The organism is Paenibacillus lignilyticus (assembly GCF_017942085.1).
Lineage (GTDB): Bacteria > Bacillota > Bacilli > Paenibacillales > Paenibacillaceae > Paenibacillus_Z > Paenibacillus_Z lignilyticus.
Map to the genome: position 1 here is coordinate 1 of NZ_JAGKSP010000015.1, position 18484 is coordinate 18484.

Here is an 18484-nt window from a genome sequence, read left to right on the forward strand (position 1 = left end):
GTAAGACCCCTGAAAGACGATCAGGTTGATAGGTTCGAGGTGGAAGTGCAGCAATGCATGCAGCTGACGAATACTAATCGGTCGAGGGCTTATCCTACGAACATTCAGCTCGGATGTTCAACTTCGGTCAAGATCAGCTAAAACAAAACCTTCGCAAAGGTTCGTATCCAGTTTTCAGGGCGTAAGCCTTGTGTATCGTATCGCTAACGCGATCACCGTTTGGTGGCGATGGCGGAGGGGAACCACGCGTACCCATCCCGAACACGACCGTTAAGCCCTCCAGCGCCGATGGTACTTGGACCGCAGGGTCCTGGGAGAGTAGGACGTCGCCAAGCACGAATAACCGACCACATTTAATGTGGTCGGTTTTTTGTTGTTAACAAGCTATAACATCGATTGGCGGAGAAAGAGGAGGATGAGGGTGAGCGTGGACCCAATGTGCTTGTCCGGCGACTATGACAAGAGATTGATCGTTCACCGGAAGCTGCTCCTTGCCGTTCCCTTCTCGCCGGCAGCAACCGATCACTTAAGTGCAATCGGTTATTCGTGCTTGGTGCCCTACTCTCCTAATAAAATTGTAATGGGCACAATTGACCATTACAGACATTTAACGCTATTAGTCCGACTGTAACTGGTCACTATTGTCCATTACAGCTGATTCATTAGTGTTTCGAGCAGTTTTTTGCTTCCAACGGACATTATTGACCGTTAGACTTCTTATTTTGGGTACTCTGGCTTCTAACAGATATTTTTGACCGTTAGATGGCTGTAGTCCTTTTCAAAAGGACCCGGCTCGGCGGCCCAGTATGAACATTACAGTAGGACTTAATGGAATTAATGAAATGAGTTGTATCCATGACACAGCTGCCCAGCCGCAAGCCACACAGCCGTAAGCCGCAAGCCGCAAGCTGCCAGCTGCCCAGCCGCCCAGCCGCAAGCTGCAAACCGCAAGCCACGCAGCCGTAAGCCGCAAGTCGCAAGCTGCAAGCCGCCCAGCTGCAACCGCCCAGCCGCAAGCCACAAGCTGCACAGCCGTCACTACCGACGAGCTACTCTCCAGGCAAGCTTGCCTGCAGATGCGTCAGCGTCGACTTTACTGCATAGAGTCGGTTTTTGTTGTGCGAATACAAAGGATGTGGTACCTTGAATTTCGTAACCTAACTTCATCGAAAGAGAACGCTTACATCCAAATGGAGGACAACTTCGATGCAATCCTTTCAAAACTACGAGGAATTTTGGCCGTTCTACCTTTCCCAGCATCGGAAAGCATCGACACGCGCATGGCATTTTGTAGGTACGTCTTGCGTACTCTTGTGTGTGGCCGCGAGCTTTGTGTTTCAGTGGTGGTTGTTTCTGCTGGCACCCCTTATCGCATACGGACTGGCCTGGTTCAGCCATTTCTTTATCGAGGGGAATAGGCCGGCCACTTTCGGACATCCCGTCTGGTCGCTGCGGGCAGATTTTCGGATGTACGGCTATATGCTCTTGGGCAAGCTGGGTCCAGAGTTAAAGAAGAATGGCATCAATAAATAACGAGTCGGATCAAGGGGATGCCGCGCGTGTGGAGAAGAATTCAAGGGAATGCGAGAAATTGCTTGCTCTATGAGCCGCTGTTTCTGATCCCATTTAACATGTACATGACTTACGCTTCGATTTATATGCTTGAGTTGGGAGTCAGCGAAACACAGATAGGGCTTATTACATCGATTGGGATGGCAATGCAAATTCTCACCTCCTTAATCAGCGGGCATTTGACTGACAAAATGGGCAGGCGTCGCGCGCTGCTTGTATATGATCTGATCAGTTGGAGCGTCGCGACTTTGATCTGGGCGGTATCTCAAAATTTCTGGTTCTTCCTGGCGGCCGCGGTTGTAAACAGCTTCCAGCGGGTGCCGACTACAGCTTGGTATTGTCTGCTCGTGGAGGACACCGATCCGGAGGATCGTTCCATCGTGTTTACGATTCTGATGTTTATCGGGGTTATCGGAGGGCTGTTCGCACCGCTTGGCGGCTTGTTTGTCAGCCAATTCACATTAGTGCCGGCTATGCGCATCATGTATGTCATTGCCTTCATTGGGATGACCATCATGATGATTGTGCGTCATTTCACGACACACGAGACTGCGATCGGATTGAAGAAGATGGAAGAAAGCTCAAAAGTCAGCCTTTCGGATACGATAACGGAATACAAAGACGTGATGAAGTTGATCGTAGCGAATAAAGCGCTGATGATTATTTTCGGCGTGTACATCTTGTTCAATTTCCAGATGACACTGCGTAATACGTACTTATCTGTATATTGGGTGGATGCCCTTCACATCAATGATTCGATCATTTCCATATTTCCGGCGATTTCATCGGCTGCCATGATCCTTTTTCTGATGGTGGCAACACCAAGGCTCAAAGAGCGTCTCGCCAATCAGTATATGATTGCCGGGTTCTTGATTTCGGCGGTGTCGTTCGTCATGCTGTTGACCACCGGACCTGGGAACATTACGGCGACGATCATTAGTACGGTACTGATGGCCATCGGGGGTCTGCTGGCGAGCCCTTATTTGGAGTCCTCCATACAGAATGCAATCGATGACCATAACAGAGCGAAAGTCTTCTCTATTCTAGGCGTGCTTATCCTGATTTTCACGTTTCCTGCGGGAATACTTGGCGGCTGGACGTATACGATCAATGCCAAGTTCCCGCTTGTCTTTATCGTCGTGGCGTTTCTGGCAAGTGTGATTATGATGTTCCTGTATGCGAGAAGAACCTCACGAGCCGACTTGCACAGCTCCATCTCCGGGTAATTATTAATGGTAATACAAGGAAAAACCATGCTGCTGATATTCAATCAGTGCATGGTTTTTTATGTTTCAGCAGGGAGTGCGTCAATGTACAATTTGCGATATGAAGTAAAGAATGGAATATATAAACATCAAATAGGCGCCTCTATAATTAGCCTTGTAAGCACCACTACAAAGTAAAGGGGTAGAACATGAAACGGTATGCAAAGCTAGCAAAAGGCGTCACGCTCTCACTCGTCCTTGGCATGCTTCCAACGCTTGCTGCTTGTTCCGACAGCAACAACAGCAATCAAGAAGCCGCGAACAACTCAGCAACGGCGACGAACAATCAAGCTGCAAACAATGGTGCGGCAGCAACCAATGAGAAGCCGGCGGCCGATATTTGGAACCAGAAATTCGATCCTCCGATTACGATTACAACTGCGGTTGTAGATGATGGAGCCTCCAGGGGGAATGCTTTCAAGCCCGGCGAGTCCATGGAGGACAACGTGCATACCCGCTGGATGAAAGAAAACATGGGGATCGACATTAAGTTTGATTTTATCGTTACGAAACCGGAAGATTACGATACGAAAATTCGTTTGCTGCTTTCCAGTAACGGCAAGCTACCGGACGTATTCTCGGCACCGGGCGATTCGGTTCAGAATCTGATTGCTGCAGATCGGGTCATGCCGCTGGATGAAGCGATAGAGAAATATGCGCACCCGGAATACAAAAAGATTCTTGAGAAATACAACTATGCGCTAGGCGGAGTAAAACGTGACGGCAAGCTTTATGGTCTGCCAAGCTTCTTCATGGGCGATGAAGGTACGGTCATGTGGATTCGTAAAGATTGGCTGGATACGCTCGGTTTGCAGCCGCCTAAAACGGTCGCTGAACTTGAAAACGTTCTCAAACAATTTACCGAGAACGATCCGGACGGCAACGGCAAAGCGGATACATTCGGTCTGGCAGTACCGTTAAAAGAAGGTCCATGGACATGGATGGGGCAAACGGACGCGATTGTCGGCGCATTTACGAAACAAATGATCAATACGTACGATGTCACCAGCTACTGGAACTTAGGCGATGACGGCAAACTGAGCTACGGCGCGATTCATCCGGATGCGAAGAAGTATCTGGAAACGATGAGGGACTGGATGAGCAAAGGTTACATGGATAAAGAAGCCGGAATCAAAGATCCAATGAAAGCTTCCGAAATGGCTGCCAGCGGCAAAGCAGGCGTTATGTTTGGACCGTTCTGGATGGGCGACTGGCCGCTTAGCGACGTCACCAAACTGAATCCAAAAGCAGATTTCGAGCCTTTCGAGCTTCCTGCCGGTGCTGACGGTACAGTTGGCCGCGCTGAGAAATCAATTACCGGCGGTTTCACGATGTTCAACAAAGACTTCAAAGACATCGAAGCATGGTTCGCTTACTTCAACAAAATTTTCGCTAAAAACTTGGAGCAAGAAGGCGATCCGTACTTCGATCCACGCTTCAAAGACGGTTATCACGAAGGTTACGATTATGTAAATATGGACGGTAAAATCATCAAAGGGAATTACAAGGACGCAGGCGTGCCGGAAGACAAATGGCCGCTTAAAGACGGCAGCCGCATGGATATGCGTTTCATGATCGCAAGCATCATTGGCGGTACGACAACGATTCCGTTCTCCAATGACGCCCCGATCAAGAAATTCCTTGCCGATCCGAATGCGGAGCCGCTGACGACAAGAGAGTTTGACGTCAAGCAGATGGCGAAGAAACAAATCGTTGCTGCCGGTGTCCGGATGAACCAAGGCATCGAAGAAGGTAAAAACTATTTCACCGGTCCGATGACGGCTACAATGAAATCCAAAGGCGAGCTGCTGAAGAAACTCGCTACGGAGAGCTACCTGAAAATTATTTACGGCGAGAAGCCGCTCGAGTTCTTCGATGAATTCGCTAAGCAATGGCTGGATAACGGCGGCGAGAAGATTACCGAAGAAGTAAACGAATGGTACGCCGAAAGTATCAAATAACAACCAAGAAGTGAAGCGTTCAAAACGGGGGAGAGGCTGCTGCAAGCTGTCGCCGATCCCCCGTTTTTCTATGGAAAGGAAGGATGCAGCGTGGCGTCATATTGGAGGAAGACATGGCCGTTTCATTTACTGGTGTTGCCTGCGTTAGTGTTATGTATCATTTTCAACTACATTCCGTTATTCGGCGTCATCATCGCCTTTGAAGACTACCAACCATGGCTTGGCATTACGAAGTCGGCATGGGTCGGACTGGAGCATTTCCGCACCCTGTTTGAATATCCGGACAGTAAGCAGGTTATTTGGAACACCCTCATTATTGCATCGTTTAAACTAGTCATTAATTTGTTTGTACCGATCATTTTCGCGCTTCTGCTAAACGAAGTTGCCAAAACATACTTCAAACGCATTCTACAGACACTTGTCTATTTGCCCCACTTCTTATCTTGGGTCATTCTTGGCGGGATCATGATCGATATTCTGTCAACGGATGGCGGGATCGTGAATCGGCTGATCGAAGCGTTTGGCGGCAAGAGCATCTTCTTCCTGGGAGACGGCCAGTGGTTTCGGGTTACGGTCATTATCAGCGACGTGTGGAAGGAATTCGGCTTCTCGGCGATTATCTTCCTGGCTACGCTTGTCGGAATTAATCCGGCTTTATATGAAGCGGCAGAGATTGATGGGGCCACCCGTTGGCAGCAAGTCATTTACATATCCATACCACTCATACTGCCTATCGTGATCGTAGTAGCAACTTTATCTCTAGGTCGTATTTTGGATGCCGGATTCGATCAAATCTTGAATCTCTATAATCCGCTTGTATTCTCGCATGGCGACATTATTGATACGTTTGTTTACCGCGTAGGCTTGAATAATGGTCAATTCAGCTTTGGCACGGCCGTGGGGCTATTTAAGTCGGTAATCGGCTTCATCTTGATTATTGTCAGCTACAGATTGGCTTACAAGCTAGCCAACTACCGAATCTTCTAAAGGAGGCCCGTAATGAAATTTCGCTCCCGAGGTTACGCTGCATTTGCGATTTCCAACAATATTCTGCTAAGTTTGCTCGGCATTCTCTGTATCCTTCCGTTGATCCACGTATTTGCGGTGTCCTTCAGCTCACGTGCCGCAGCAACGGCGAACATCGTCAATTTCTGGCCAATCGGTTTTACAGTGGACGCCTACGCCAAGACATTAGCCAATGAGAAGTTTCTGATGGCCATGTGGATCGGTGCAGAGCGTACCATTCTGGGGACGGTCATATCGATGGCTGTTATTACGATGGCGTCCTACAGTTTGTCGAAAACAAGCCTTCGATTTCCCGGACGGCAAGTGTATACGTGGGTGTTCGTGTTCACGATGTTATTCTCAGGGGGATTAATTCCTTCTTATATTGTCATCAGCAAGCTTCATCTGCTGGATAGCATTTGGGCTCTCGTATTGCCAGGTGCGGTAAGCGTGTGGAACATGATCCTCATGCTCAACTTCTTCCGAACCATTCCGCAGGACTTGGAGGAAGCGGCCTACATCGATGGTGCCGGTCATTTGCGCGTGCTATGGAGTGTTTATCTGCCGGTATCGATGCCCTCTATCGCCACGTTATCGCTGTTCACGATGGTATCGCATTGGAACTCTTGGTTTGATGGCATCATCTATATGTCGAAGCCGGATGGCTACCCGCTGGCCTCGTATCTGCACTCCATGATTGTCAGCGACAACTTATCCCGAATCGGCGTATCGACGGAATCGATTGCCAACTTCTCGAACCGTACGGTCAAAGCGGCACAGATCTTCATCGGCGCTTTACCGATTCTGATGGTGTATCCGTTTCTGCAGAAATATTTTGTCAAAGGGATCGTGCTCGGTTCTGTAAAATCCTAATCTAGTCGTTAGTCAACTCAAAGTGGAACGGATTCGGACGGTGAGCAAGATGGGATTCAGACGTGCCGTAGGCGGCAGAATCAATATTTTCACCAAGATCATGATCGTCATCGTGCTCCTGCTTGTGCCGATCGTGATGATGTACAATTCCTCTAACAAAATAAGCACGGGCGTAGTGGAACGAGAGCTGCTTCAGGTTAACCTGAATCGGCTCCGTTTCTTTGTCGATCAAATGGACACGGAGGTAGACCGGCTGTGGAGAGCGGCTTTCGTCATCGCCAGAGAACCGGATGTCGTTCAGCTTCAGTTCCGATCCTCAAACGCGCAAACCTATTCAAGACTGGAAGCGAAAAAGCTGCTGCAGGAGAAGCTCGATATGCAGTCGACGACCTTAGCCTGGACCAATAAATTGACTGTTTTCTCACCACCGTCCGGTGTAGCGGTATCGACCAATTGGATGGAAGAGTACAATGAGGCTTACTTTGAGAGCGCGGTTCAAGACTATTGGGATTATCGGCAAATTGTAACGGAACGGGGAGAAGAGATGGCGTTCGTGCGCCATTTGATTCTACCCTTCACCCCGCTGGGAAAGCCCGAAAATCCAAATTTATATGTAGAAGTAACCTTCTCAACGCAGAATCTGGTCAACATGCTGGAGAGGTTCATGCAAGGCAGCGGGGGCAAGCCTTTCTTGTATCATCCGTCATTTGAAAGCATTCAGACGCATGACTCAGATAAGCAGCTGGTCGGGGAGATGACTCGTCAATTCGCCATCCTTAATCAGAATACGCTGAATAAAGAAGGCTCCGTCAAGATTACGTTTCATGATGAGCCCTATCTGGTTAACTATGCTGCATCTGCCGCGCTAGGCTGGTACTTGGTTGATTTTGTGCCGATGAAGAAGGTGCTGCAGCCGATCGATCAGAGCAAACGTATCTTCTATGGGGCAGGATTGCTGCTTCTGGTGCTCGGGGTTGCAGCCGCGGCACTGCTGTATCGGAACGTACAGCGGCCGATATATGATCTCATTCGTGCGGTAAAGTCGCTTCGCCGAGGAGAATACGGGCATCGCATTGAACGTGAGCCGCAGAATGAATTTCATTATTTGATCGAACAGTTTAACTTGATGTCCGACGACATCAAAACGTTAATTGATAAGATTTATATCGAGGAGCTCCGCGCGAAGGAATCCTCGCTCAAGCATTTGCAAGCGCAGATTAATCCGCATTTCTTATACAATAATTTTGCCTATATTCAAAGTATGGCGCAGCTGGAGCGTACGAAAGCAATTGTCGCTTTCACGCAGCATCTAAGCCAATATTACCGCTATACGACGAAGACGGAGCAGCAGCTCACTTTCCTGGCGGAAGAGATGGATCTGCTTCGCAATTACTTGGAAATTCACCGGATGCAGTCGGAACGGCTTCGCTACGATGAACATATTGAAGAAGGCATGATGAAGCTGCTCCTGCCGCGGCTGCTCCTGCAGCCGCTTGTGGAGAACGCGATCGTGCACGGCATGGGAGGAAGAAAAGGAGAGTGCCGGATTATCATCTCCGGCTATCGGACGGAGAATGGCTGCGAGCTTGCGGTTGAAGACAATGGAATCGGCATGAAACAGGAAGCACTGGACTCCCTCAGAAGTTCGCTGCAGCAAACCAGTGCTCTCCAAAGTCTCGGATTGTGGAATGTGCACCAGCGGTTAAGGCATTATTTTGGCCCCTTATCGGGCTTACACATAGATCACTCTACGTTAGGCGGACTGCGTGCACGGCTCATTATTATCAATGAGGGAGGCGATTCCCATATTTGAAATGCTGATTGTCGACGATATCCCTTCTCAGGTGGACAGCATTGCGGCAACAATACCGAAGTCGGAGCTTGGTATAACGCGCATTCATAAAGCGTACTCGGGCGAAGAAGCGCTCGCGATCTTCCGGGAGCATCCGATTCAGCTCGTGATCACGGATATCCGTATGCCGGAGATGAGCGGCGTTGAATTAATCCAAGAGATCAGAAGGATGAACCAGAAGGCAAAATTGATCGTTCTGTCAGGCTATGCGGATTTCGAATATGCGCAAAGCATCGTACCGTATAATACTTCGGGCTATCTCATGAAGCCGGTTAACCCGGAACAGCTTCGCGCGATGCTGGAGAAACTCGTAGACGAGATTGCGGATGAGCTGAAGGTGCATACTCAGCAGCAGCGCAGCGTATATGCCTACAGAGAAAACCTGCCTTCACTGCGCGGTGAGCTGCTGGGCCGATTGCTAAGCGATGGACGCATTTCGGATGTGGAGCTTCAAAGAAAGCTATCCCTGCTGGAGCTGCCTTTCTCCTCGCAGCAGGATACGGGGATGTTCGTCGTACGATTGGAAGGACGCATGCAGGATTATAGAAGAATGGATCGCGCACTGATTGAATATGCGGTCATGAATATGGCGGAGGAAGTGTTTCATGATGCGTTCCATCTATGGTTCTGCTTGGATCAGAATGAGTATCTCGTATGTATCGCTTCGCCGATTGCCGGCAGAGACGGGGTATTCTCAGGAATGGACCGCTCAGCGCTGGATTGCCGAGCAGCCAAGCTGAAGAAGAAGGCGGAATCGCTGCTTAACAACAGCTTGTCCATCGCGCTTGCCGTGAATGGGGCCGCTTTCCCAGATGGACTGCCAAAGCAATACCGAATGATCGTGAACGGGATTCGGGCCATCGAGGAGGACCGTCGGCAAAGTGTGTTTCTGCGGGTGGCCGATCAGCCGGAGCCGTTCGCAATCGGCAATATGACCTCATTATATAAGCCGCCGCTGCTGCTTCATTTGCTCGATACCGGTAACTGGGCCGGAGCAGACAAGAAGCTTAGCGAGATTTTTAATGAATTGAGAAGCGTTCACTATCCGCCGGAGTATGCGAATGAAGCGTATTTTACGATTGCAGGAGCTTATCAATATATGGCGCACAAGAAGGGGAAGCTGCTGAGTGAGCTTGGCAGCTCTAGCTTCGGCCTCATGCCTGCCGCTCCTTCCTTAGCGCAGCTGGAGAGGTGGGCTTACGTAATCTTACGAGGTATTCAGGAGCTGTTTCGCGATCAAGCGGAGAAACAAAAGATCAGCCTGATTGATAAAGTGCATCATTATGTGGAGCAGAACATGAACGGCTGTCTGTCGCTGCAGACGGTTGCGGCGCATATTGGCTTGCATCCGGCTTATCTGTCGCGAGCCTATCGAGCGGAGACGGGCATTAATCTAAGCGATTATATTCTGAAATATCGGATGGAGCTGGCAACCTATATGCTGCGCAGCAGCGATAAGAAAATCTACGAAATTGCGCAGACGCTCGGTTATCAGGCAGTGCCGCATTTTATCAAGCTGTTTAAGGCGCACTCCAATATGACACCACAGGAGTATCGGGAGCGGGCAGTACTGTCATCCGGGTAGCGGACTATGGATCGATTTCATAGGAAATTGTGCGCTTATAAAAGGATTTTGCCATGGCTTTCCCGAAGTTCTAGGAGCTAGGTTGTCGAATAGGTGGAGGGAAAAGTGCATGACGATTGTCAAAGATCTACGAGATGGCGATGAATTTGTCGGTTTCTATCTCATTAAAGAGAGCGAAGTGAAGCAAACCAATACGACGCCTCCCAAGGATTTCATGAATGTGGTGCTTTCGGATGCCAGCGGTCATGTGGCCGGGAAGCTGTGGGATGCGAGCGCTTCGGATAAAGAAAACCTGGTTCCGCTGACTCTTGTGAAGGTGCAAGGTGTTGCGCAGCTCTACCGGGAGAAGCTGCAGGTGAAGATCGTTCGTATCCGCAGGACGACCGAAGCGGATGGCGTGCAGTTAACGGATTTCGTAAGATCGGCGCCGGTTCAGCCGGAGGTGCTGCTTGCGGGCATTCATAAGGCCAAAGACAGCATCGCGGACAGGGAAATCCGCGACGTTGTAGACTATTGCTTAAACAAAGTCGGCGATAAGCTGATTCACGCGCCTGCGGCAAAATCGCATCATCATGCGTATTACGCTGGTCTTGTGTATCATATCTCTCGCATGCTGGAGCTTGGGGAGTTCATCTGCAAGCAGCGGCCGTTCTTAAATGCGGATCTGCTGAAGGCCGGCATTATTCTGCATGATATTGCGAAGCCGGTGGAGATGGTTTCTGAGCTTGGCATTGTGTCAGACTATAGCAATTCGGGCAAACTGATCGGGCATATCTCGCAAGCTTCGCTGTGGGTAGCGGAAGCGGCCATGCGCCTTGGCATGGATCCCGATTCGGAGCGTATCATGGCTCTGCAGCATCTCGTGCTCTCCCATCATAATTTGGGCGAATGGGGAAGCCCGGTTCAGCCGCAGCTGGCCGAAGCGCTGGCGCTGCATCATATTGATTCGATCGATGCTAAGCTTCAAATGATCGAGGATGCTTTCGACACTACGGGCAGCCATGAGGCATGGACGCCGCAAATTCGCGGTTTGGAGAACAAAGCCTTCTACCGGCTTACCTTCTAACAGCTACCTCTGAAGGATGGCGGGAGCCGGTTCTTCTTGCTACAATAGAAATTATCACCATTGCCGGAGGATTGTTATGATTAGATTTGGCGTTATCGGAACCAATTGGATTACGGATCATTTTATCGAAGCAGCAAGAGTAGCGGAAGGGTTCAGCCTAACCGCAGTCTATTCCAGAACCGAAGAGCGGGCGGAAGCGTACGCAGCCAAGCATAACATCCCGTTCACATTCACGGATGCTGCTGAGATGGCAGCAAGCAGCGAGCTGGATGCCGTCTACATCGCATCTCCAACCTCGCTCCATGCGGAGCTCGCGATTTTGTTTATGAGCAAAGGGAAACATGTCCTGTGCGAGAAACCGGCAGCATCCAATACGCGCGAGCTGCAGCAGATGGTCGATGCGGCGAAACAGAATGACGTTGTTTTCATGGAAGCGATGAAGAGCACACAAATGCCCGGTTTCGCGGCGATCATGGAGAATCTGCCGAAGCTGGGTAAGGTACGTCGGTATTTCGCCAGCTACTGCCAGTACTCCTCGCGTTACGATGCCTATAAAGCGGGACAAGTATTGAATGCCTTCAAACCGGAATTCTCGAATGGGGCTTTGATGGATCTTGGTGTGTATTGCATCTATCCGCTGGTTGTTCTGTTCGGTCAACCGGATGAGATTCGGGCGAGCGGGTATTTGCTGGAATCAGGCGTGGACGGACAAGGAAGCCTCATTGCGAAGTACGCAGACATGGAAGCCTCCATCATGTATTCCAAAATCAGCAACTCCTCGCTGCTGGCGGAAATTCAAGGTGAGGAAGCGACAATGACGATCGACAGCATTAATTTGCCGATCCACATACGCATCAATTACCGGGACGGCCGGATCGAAGATGTGTCTAAACCGGTCGATCGCCCTACGATGAGCTATGAGGTGGAGTCCTTCATCGATTTGATTCAAAGCGGAGAACGGGAATCCAAGCTCAATTCGCATGCGAATTCCTTAGCCGTTATGCGCATTCTCGATGAGGCACGGCGGCAGCAGGGTTTGGTTTATCCGGCTGATCTGAAATAAATGAAGAAGCTGCAGTTGCATGAGTGCGATACTCACGCGACTGCAGCTTTTTTTGTGGTGTGCGCCATTATGTGGATCGATCATCTACGCGTTTATAATGTGCAGGGGTGCTGCCGGCTACTTTCTTGAACATGCGGTAGAAATGCGGCAGGCTCTCGAAGCCGCACAGGGATGCAATTTCGGCAACCGTATAATCGGTATCGCCGAGCAGCTCTTTGGCATGCATAATTCGTTTGGCGATGATATATTCCGTTACGTTCAACCCGGTCATCTGCTTGAACATTCTGGAGAAGTAGGAAGGGCTGACGGCTGCACGCGCCGCCAGAGCGGACAAGCTTAAGCTGTCTACCAGATGAGCATCAATGTAGTTGAGCGCCGATTGCAGCCATCCCGGTCTTGATCCGCCATGCTGCTGCTTAGGTTCACCGGGATTCATTTTGCGATTCGTATGGAGAAGCACGGTTTGCAGCAGCAGCAGCACCGCTTGACTATAGCCGGGTTGACGCAGCAGAAGCTCCTCGTTCATCTCGTCGATGATGGATTCGATCCGAGTCCGTTCGGCAGGGAGCAGCTCAATACGGTAATTTCGTCCTGTTTTAGCCTTATCGAAACAGCGCAAGAAAGAGTACGCATCCTTGCCGATTGCGGTCGTTTGCACATATTGCCCGCTAAAGAACATGGCCGATGACGTGATCGGTTCATCGGAATGAGGGAGCGTACGATGTATCGTATTGCCGGGGATTAGGTAGAGATCGCCGGCCTGCATTTCATAGAAGGTATGATTGATAAAAAACGAGCCGGCGCCGCTATGGACATAAATGATTTCATACCAGTCATGCAGATGGTCGGGCAGCTCTGATTGCAGGTTCTTCGTACTGCGCAGAACGAGCTCGATCGGCAGCGAAGTGTCGGGATCAAAATGTTTGCGAAGCGGGTTCAACGACTTGCCACCTCCAAGATGTGCGTTTAGTTCAAAAAAAGGTATATTTTCAGTGAAATCGATTATTTATATTCTGTTTCTTTGTTTCTATAATAAGACTATATCGAAGCCGAAGAAGATTGTCTATCATTCTGTCAACCGGAAGGTGAAGCTAACGTGGAACACCGTATTGAAACAGGCGCTGACGCGTTGTACATGGACGAGCGCGATCATGTGGCAACAGCGCTTCGCGATATGAAAGCAGGAGAATCCATCCATTACCGCCATGCAGCAGAACTGCAAATGATAACGCTTGCAGAGGATATCCCTTTTGGCCATAAAGTGGCGATCTCGGACATTGCGTCCGGACAGGACGTTCGCAAATATGGAGAAGTGATTGGACGGGCCGTCAAGCCGATTACGCTTGGCAGTCATGTGCATGTCCACAATATTGAAGGCATCCGCGGCCGTGGTGACCTGGGAACGAAGGAGGCAGCGCAATGAGCAAGACATTCATGGCGTACGAACGTCCAAACGGAGATATCGGAATTCGCAATCATCTGTTGATCATTCCGACGGTGATTTGTTCGAATCAGGTGTGCAGCCGCATTATGCAAATGGTACCAGGCAGCGTTGCGATTCCGCATCAGCACGGATGCAGTCAGATCGGCGCAGATAAAGAGCGTACATTCGAGGTGCTTGCCGGCACGGGCAAAAATCCTAACGTTGGAGCAGTTCTCATCATCAGCTTAGGCTGCGAGGTTGTAGACCCGATCGCCTTAGCCGAGGAAATCCGCAAAACAGGCAAACCTGTCGAAGTGTTCGATATTCAATCCGTCGGCGGTTCGGTTAAGGCCATCTCCTATGGTACGGAATTGGCGAAACGCATGATGGCCGAGCTGGAGAAGGAAGAGAAAGTGCCGGTTCCGCTTAGCAAGCTTAAAGTGGCCGTGAAATGCGGGGGCTCTGACGCGACTTCCGGTCTGGCTTCCAATCCGGCACTCGGTGCTGCAGCGGATTCGCTAATCGCAGAGGGCGGTTCTATCGTTATCGGTGAAACGACAGAGATCATTGGCGCGGAACATTTGCTGGCTGAGCGCTGCGTAACGGAAGAGCTGTCCGACCGACTCTACTATATCGTGAGCCGTTTCGATAAAGAGGTTGAACGGATGGGAGCCGATATGCGCGGCGGTAATCCAAGCCCGGGGAACATTGCGGGCGGGTTGTCCACGATCGAGGAGAAATCGCTCGGCTGTATTAGCAAATGCGGTAAGGCGCCGATTAAAGGGATCATTGAATATGCGGAGTATATCCCCGAGAATGGGCTTTATTTTATGGATTCGCCGGGCAATGATATCGAATGCGTATCGGGTATGGCCGCCGGCGGCGTTCATATCGTATGCTTCACTACAGGCCGCGGTACGCCGACAGGCGCTGCAGTCGTACCGGTTATTAAAATTACCGGGAACAAGATGATGTTCCAGCGAATGGAAGATAATATGGATATTGACGTCAGCGATATGCTGGACGGAACAGCTAGCCTTGAACAAGCGGGCGAGCGGATCTGGCAGGAAATCGTTGAGGTTGCGGAAGGCAAATGGACGAAAGCGGAAGTACTGGGCCATCAGGAGTTCAGTATCAACCGAATCGGACCAAGCTTGTAAAATCTATCGGAGGTGCTTGAGGCGTGAGCGCGATGAAAGAGAATTGGCTGGATTTAGAGTACCGACCAGCCCTGCCTGCCAATAAGGAAATGGGCATCGGCATTATCGGCGCAGGTGAAATTGTGGACGCCTGCCATCTGCCGGCCTATCAAATGGGCGGCCTTCGCGTTGTCGGCATCTATGACGTGAATCGGGAGCGGGCGGAGAAGCTTGCGGCTAAATTCGGCATTCCGAAGGTCTATAAGGAGCTCGATGAGCTGCTTGCAGACCCGGATGTGCGAATAGCGGATCTTGCCATCCCCGCGAAGATTCAGCCGGAGATCGCGGAACGGGCAGCAGCGGCGGGCAAACATATTCTATGTCAGAAACCATTGGCGGAATCATACCCTGAAGCGGTGCGTATTCAACAAGCATGCGAGCGTTATGGGGTAAGAGGAGCCGTCAATCAGCAGATGCGGTGGTCGCCGAGCATTCGTGCGAGCCATACGATCATTCAGCGCGGCTGGCTCGGGGAGCTGCTGCAGGCTTCGATACAAGTGAATGTGAAGCAGGACTTTGCCAACTGGGGCTGGCTGCGCGAAATGCCGACGTTGGAATTCATGTACCACAGCATTCACTACATGGATGCGATTCGTTTCCTGTTCGGCACACCGGAGTATGTGTATGCCGACGGAGCGCGTTTTCCAGGCCAACGTACAATCGGGGAGACACGCACGCTGCTGCACATCAAGTTTGCGGGCGAAGCACGCGGCATTATTCATGATAATCATAACCATATCGCCGATGAAGACGATTGGTATGCGACTTATCGCTTCGAAGGCATGGAGGGGATCATCAAAGGAACGAACGGATCGTTATACAACTATCCGGTTGGCCGTGAAGATACACTCAGCTTCTTTACGAAAGCGATTCATGAGGATTACTGGTTTACGCCGAAGCTGCATGGCAAATGGTTCCCGCATGCCTTCATGGGAACGATGGGCGAGCTGATGCGCGCCGTGGAAGAAGAGCGCGAAGCGGAGAACAGCGTTGCGGATAATTTGAAGACGATGCAAATGGTATTCGGGGCTTATTTGTCCATGAAAGAGAACCGTCCTGTGACGCTTCAAGAGATTGCGGATAACGTATAAGTATGTGCAGCAGAGCCTTGTCATTGCCCAATTGCGCAATGACAAGGCTCTTTTTGTCGTGGATATGATGGCTATAGCAGCTGGCAACCCAGGGCACCTGACTATGGAATAAATGCCGTACAGGCACGTATAGGCCGCCGCCCACATACACTGTAGAACAGTCTTCACTGTCGATAATGGGAGAACGGCTTGTCGTTGTCCTCCTGTTAGAGGCGAAATTGTATGGAGGTGGCTTTTCGATGCCCGGATTGTTTGCGGCGATCGCATTGTTTATCAAACAGCTGTCGCTCCTTGTTTCTTACGTCAAGAACAACGCCTTTCCTCAGCCGCTGCATGAAGAAGATGAGATTAAGCACCTTCAGCTCATGGCAGAGGGAAATCAAGTTTCGCGCAATCTGCTCATTGAGCATAACCTTCGATTGGTTGCCCATATCGTCAACACGTTGTGTACACAACAAGGTGTCATTTCCATACGGGAGGGATACTAATGCCTGGATTGTTTGCTGCAATTGCGCTGTTCATTAAACAGTTATCGCTGCTCGTTTCTTATGTGAAGAATAATGCTTTTCCGCAGCCCTTGCAGGAGGAGGAGGAAGCAAAGCATATCCAGTTGATGGCAAGCGGGGACCAAAAATCCCGTAACCTGCTGATTGAGCACAATTTGCGATTAGTCGCCCATGTCGTGAAGAAGTTCGACAACTCGAAGGAGGATACCGAGGATTTGATCTCCATCGGCACGATCGGGCTGATTAAAGCGATTGAATCCTATTCGCCGGATAAAGGAACGAAGCTGGCTACTTTCGCCGCGCGATGCATCGAGAATGAAATTCTCATGCATTTCCGCTCCAAGAAAAAATCCAGCAAAGATATCTCGCTCAATGATCCGATCGGGACAGACAAAGAAGGCAACGAAATCTCGTTAATCGATATTCTGGGCACCGAACAAGACGAAGTGCTTGAGAAGGTGCAGCTGAGCATTGAGAAATCAAAGATCTATCGAAATCTCGATATCCTGGACGCTCGGGAACGGGAAGTCGTCGTCGCGCGGTTCGGCTTGGAAACCGGAGGCGAGGAACGTACGCAGCGGGAAATCGCGAAAGAGCTGGGCATTTCCAGGTCCTATGTATCGCGTATCGAGAAGCGGGCATTAATGAAGCTGTATCATGAGTTTTATAAGGTGAAGCGTTAACGTTATCGCTTCAATCTTTCGATCGGCTGTAGCAGTTTGATTCACAAAGGCCCATAAACTGGGCCTTTTGTGTTCAATTATTTAGTTACCGCGGGAACCATTGGAGCCGCGAGTACCGCGGGAACCATTGGAACCGCGAGTACCGCGGGAACCATTGGAGCCGCGAGTACCGCGGGAACCATTGGAACCGCGAGTACCGCGGGAACCATTGGAGCCGCGAGTACCGCGGGAACCATTGGAGCCGTGAGTACCTTGGGAACCATTGGAGCCATGCGTACCGCGGGAACCATTCGAGCCACGAGTACCGCGGGAACCATTGGAGCCACGAGTACCGCGGGAACCATTGGAGCCACGAGTACCGCGGGAACCATTGGAACCGCGTGTACCTTGCGAACCATTGCCTCTTGAATCTGCCATATGCAATCAACCTCCTATCTTTGGAATTCTTATATACTATGTAGCGAATCTAGCAATTGTCATCGGTGCACACCTATTTACTAGAGAATGGGCCACATGGTTGAACAACCATCAAAATGCAAAAAGTAAGAGCCCCCATGATGAATGGAGGGGCTCTTTACTTCTTGCGAAACAGCAAATCGATAAGCGCATCGACACGATTCCGTCTTTTGGAATTGTTTTTCGAACTTTCCGTTATTCCGAGGTACACCTTTTCTTGCCGGTTGTGTTTAGCTTGAATGGAATTTTCATGATATCTATGTTCGTCAGTGACAAAATCAACGGGGTGAAAGTCCCAGTGAGCAGCTAATTGCTGAAAAAACACGGCATCGGCCCAAGCCCAAATCGAAGGGTCGTCATTCCAAGCAGGAACCAGTTGGAAGCATGATGTTCGATGCATGATGGAATTGTGGTCTATTTTCTCAATGGGTTCTCTTGTAATGCCTACTAGAGGTCTAATTCCGCTTTTATGAATTTGATCATCTACGATTACGGCAAAGCATTGCTTGCCATAGACGATATGAATGTGCTCATTTATTTCAAACGCCTCAACCATCCTCGCGAATCTCTCAGGATAATAAATATCGTCATCCGTCAGGTACGTAACCAAATCTCCCGTTATGCGAGGGATAGCCATATTTATGCAAGTCGCATAGCGGGTCGTTTTTCGTCTGTCTTGATGGCTGACTCCTGATTGGATGATTTGAATTCTGGAATCCGTGCTTGCAATAGCGTGGATCACATCTTGCGTTTCTTGGTTAGAATGATCGTCCACGATCCACAACTCCCAATGCGGATACGACTGATCCAGTACGCTCGCAATAGCATCCCTGATCATTACGGGACGATTATAGCTGGTTAAAATACAGCTGACTTTAAGCATA

Annotated in this window: 18 protein-coding genes, 2 rRNA genes and 1 pseudogene; 17 read left to right on the forward strand and 4 right to left on the reverse strand. The window is 50.0% G+C overall.

Going from position 1 to position 18484, the window contains the following annotated elements:
- The 3 genes from I8J30_RS25540 to I8J30_RS25550 all read left to right on the forward strand — a co-directional run.
- A 23S ribosomal RNA gene (locus I8J30_RS25540) occupies positions 1 to 97 on the forward strand; the annotation flags it as partial.
- Between the two features lie 121 nt (positions 98 to 218).
- Positions 219 to 335 (forward strand): 5S ribosomal RNA (gene rrf, locus I8J30_RS25545).
- An 86-nt stretch (positions 336 to 421) separates the two neighbouring features.
- Positions 422 to 631, forward strand: a complete 210-nt coding sequence (locus I8J30_RS25550) for a hypothetical protein (RefSeq protein WP_210662966.1) — start codon at positions 422 to 424, stop codon at positions 629 to 631.
- Between the two features lie 147 nt (positions 632 to 778).
- On the opposite strand, the gene I8J30_RS25555 is transcribed toward I8J30_RS25550, so the two are convergent.
- On the reverse strand, positions 779 to 1039 hold the full coding sequence (locus I8J30_RS25555; protein ID WP_210662969.1) for a hypothetical protein: 261 nt from the start codon (positions 1037 to 1039) through the stop codon (positions 779 to 781).
- Between the two features lie 167 nt (positions 1040 to 1206).
- Here I8J30_RS25555 and I8J30_RS25560 point away from each other — a divergent pair, with 167 nt between their 5' ends.
- The 9 genes from I8J30_RS25560 (at position 1207) to I8J30_RS25600 (ending at position 12242) form a co-directional block, all read left to right on the forward strand.
- Entirely contained in the window at positions 1207 to 1533 is a 327-nt protein-coding gene (locus tag I8J30_RS25560; protein WP_210662971.1) for an Mpo1-like protein, read from the forward strand.
- A 17-nt stretch (positions 1534 to 1550) separates the two neighbouring features.
- Positions 1551 to 2798 carry an MFS transporter gene (locus I8J30_RS25565; RefSeq protein WP_210662973.1) on the forward strand — a complete coding sequence of 416 codons (1248 nt, stop codon included), beginning with the start codon at positions 1551 to 1553 and terminating at the stop codon, positions 2796 to 2798.
- Positions 2799 to 2986: 188 nt separating this feature from the next.
- Complete coding sequence (locus tag I8J30_RS25570) at positions 2987 to 4798, forward strand: type 2 periplasmic-binding domain-containing protein (RefSeq protein ID WP_210662975.1); 1812 nt, start codon at positions 2987 to 2989, stop codon at positions 4796 to 4798.
- Between the two features lie 90 nt (positions 4799 to 4888).
- The gene (locus I8J30_RS25575) at positions 4889 to 5785 is read left to right on the forward strand and encodes an ABC transporter permease (protein ID WP_256256377.1); all 897 of its coding nucleotides are present in this window, start codon (positions 4889 to 4891) and stop codon (positions 5783 to 5785) included.
- A gap of 12 nt (positions 5786 to 5797) precedes the next feature.
- A complete protein-coding gene (locus tag I8J30_RS25580) occupies positions 5798 to 6676 on the forward strand; it encodes a carbohydrate ABC transporter permease (protein WP_091219996.1) in 879 nt (292 codons plus the stop codon).
- 49 nt (positions 6677 to 6725) lie between these two features.
- A complete protein-coding gene (locus I8J30_RS25585; protein ID WP_210662977.1) occupies positions 6726 to 8489 on the forward strand; it encodes a histidine kinase in 1764 nt (587 codons plus the stop codon).
- Between the two features lies 1 nt (position 8490).
- Positions 8491 to 10113, forward strand: a complete 1623-nt coding sequence (locus I8J30_RS25590; RefSeq protein WP_210662979.1) for a response regulator — start codon at positions 8491 to 8493, stop codon at positions 10111 to 10113.
- Positions 10114 to 10222: 109 nt separating this feature from the next.
- Positions 10223 to 11179: a 3'-5' exoribonuclease YhaM family protein gene (locus I8J30_RS25595; RefSeq protein ID WP_210662981.1), complete on the forward strand. Its 957-nt coding sequence runs from the start codon at positions 10223 to 10225 to the stop codon at positions 11177 to 11179.
- Positions 11180 to 11255: 76 nt separating this feature from the next.
- Positions 11256 to 12242: a Gfo/Idh/MocA family protein gene (locus I8J30_RS25600; protein ID WP_210662982.1), complete on the forward strand. Its 987-nt coding sequence runs from the start codon at positions 11256 to 11258 to the stop codon at positions 12240 to 12242.
- A 67-nt stretch (positions 12243 to 12309) separates the two neighbouring features.
- Here I8J30_RS25600 and I8J30_RS25605 read toward each other — a convergent pair whose 3' ends face one another.
- Positions 12310 to 13182 carry an AraC family transcriptional regulator gene (locus I8J30_RS25605; RefSeq protein WP_210662984.1) on the reverse strand — a complete coding sequence of 291 codons (873 nt, stop codon included), beginning with the start codon at positions 13180 to 13182 and terminating at the stop codon, positions 12310 to 12312.
- A gap of 156 nt (positions 13183 to 13338) precedes the next feature.
- Between I8J30_RS25605 and I8J30_RS25610 the strand changes: the two genes are divergently transcribed.
- The 5 genes and pseudogenes from I8J30_RS25610 to sigK all read left to right on the forward strand — a co-directional run bounded on the left by I8J30_RS25610 (position 13339) and on the right by sigK (position 17144).
- Complete coding sequence (locus I8J30_RS25610) at positions 13339 to 13665, forward strand: UxaA family hydrolase (RefSeq protein ID WP_210662986.1); 327 nt, start codon at positions 13339 to 13341, stop codon at positions 13663 to 13665.
- A complete protein-coding gene (locus tag I8J30_RS25615) occupies positions 13662 to 14825 on the forward strand; it encodes a UxaA family hydrolase (RefSeq protein WP_210662988.1) in 1164 nt (387 codons plus the stop codon). The genes I8J30_RS25610 and I8J30_RS25615 overlap by 4 nt, the downstream gene beginning before the upstream one ends.
- A gap of 32 nt (positions 14826 to 14857) precedes the next feature.
- The gene (locus I8J30_RS25620; protein ID WP_210663176.1) at positions 14858 to 15955 is read left to right on the forward strand and encodes a Gfo/Idh/MocA family protein; all 1098 of its coding nucleotides are present in this window, start codon (positions 14858 to 14860) and stop codon (positions 15953 to 15955) included.
- A gap of 239 nt (positions 15956 to 16194) precedes the next feature.
- Positions 16195 to 16392 (forward strand): annotated as a pseudogene (locus tag I8J30_RS25625) (RNA polymerase subunit sigma-70); the annotation flags it as partial.
- 50 nt (positions 16393 to 16442) lie between these two features.
- Positions 16443 to 17144 carry an RNA polymerase sporulation sigma factor SigK gene (gene sigK / locus I8J30_RS25630; RefSeq protein WP_210662989.1) on the forward strand — a complete coding sequence of 234 codons (702 nt, stop codon included), beginning with the start codon at positions 16443 to 16445 and terminating at the stop codon, positions 17142 to 17144.
- 81 nt (positions 17145 to 17225) lie between these two features.
- Here the strand turns inward: sigK and I8J30_RS25635 are convergent, their stop codons facing one another.
- Both I8J30_RS25635 and I8J30_RS25640 read right to left on the reverse strand, forming a co-directional pair.
- Positions 17226 to 17561 carry a hypothetical protein gene (locus tag I8J30_RS25635; protein ID WP_210662991.1) on the reverse strand — a complete coding sequence of 112 codons (336 nt, stop codon included), beginning with the start codon at positions 17559 to 17561 and terminating at the stop codon, positions 17226 to 17228.
- Positions 17562 to 17718: 157 nt separating this feature from the next.
- Positions 17719 to 18483, reverse strand: a complete 765-nt coding sequence (locus tag I8J30_RS25640) for a glycosyltransferase family 2 protein (protein ID WP_210662993.1) — start codon at positions 18481 to 18483, stop codon at positions 17719 to 17721.
- Position 18484: the final 1 nt, after the last annotated feature.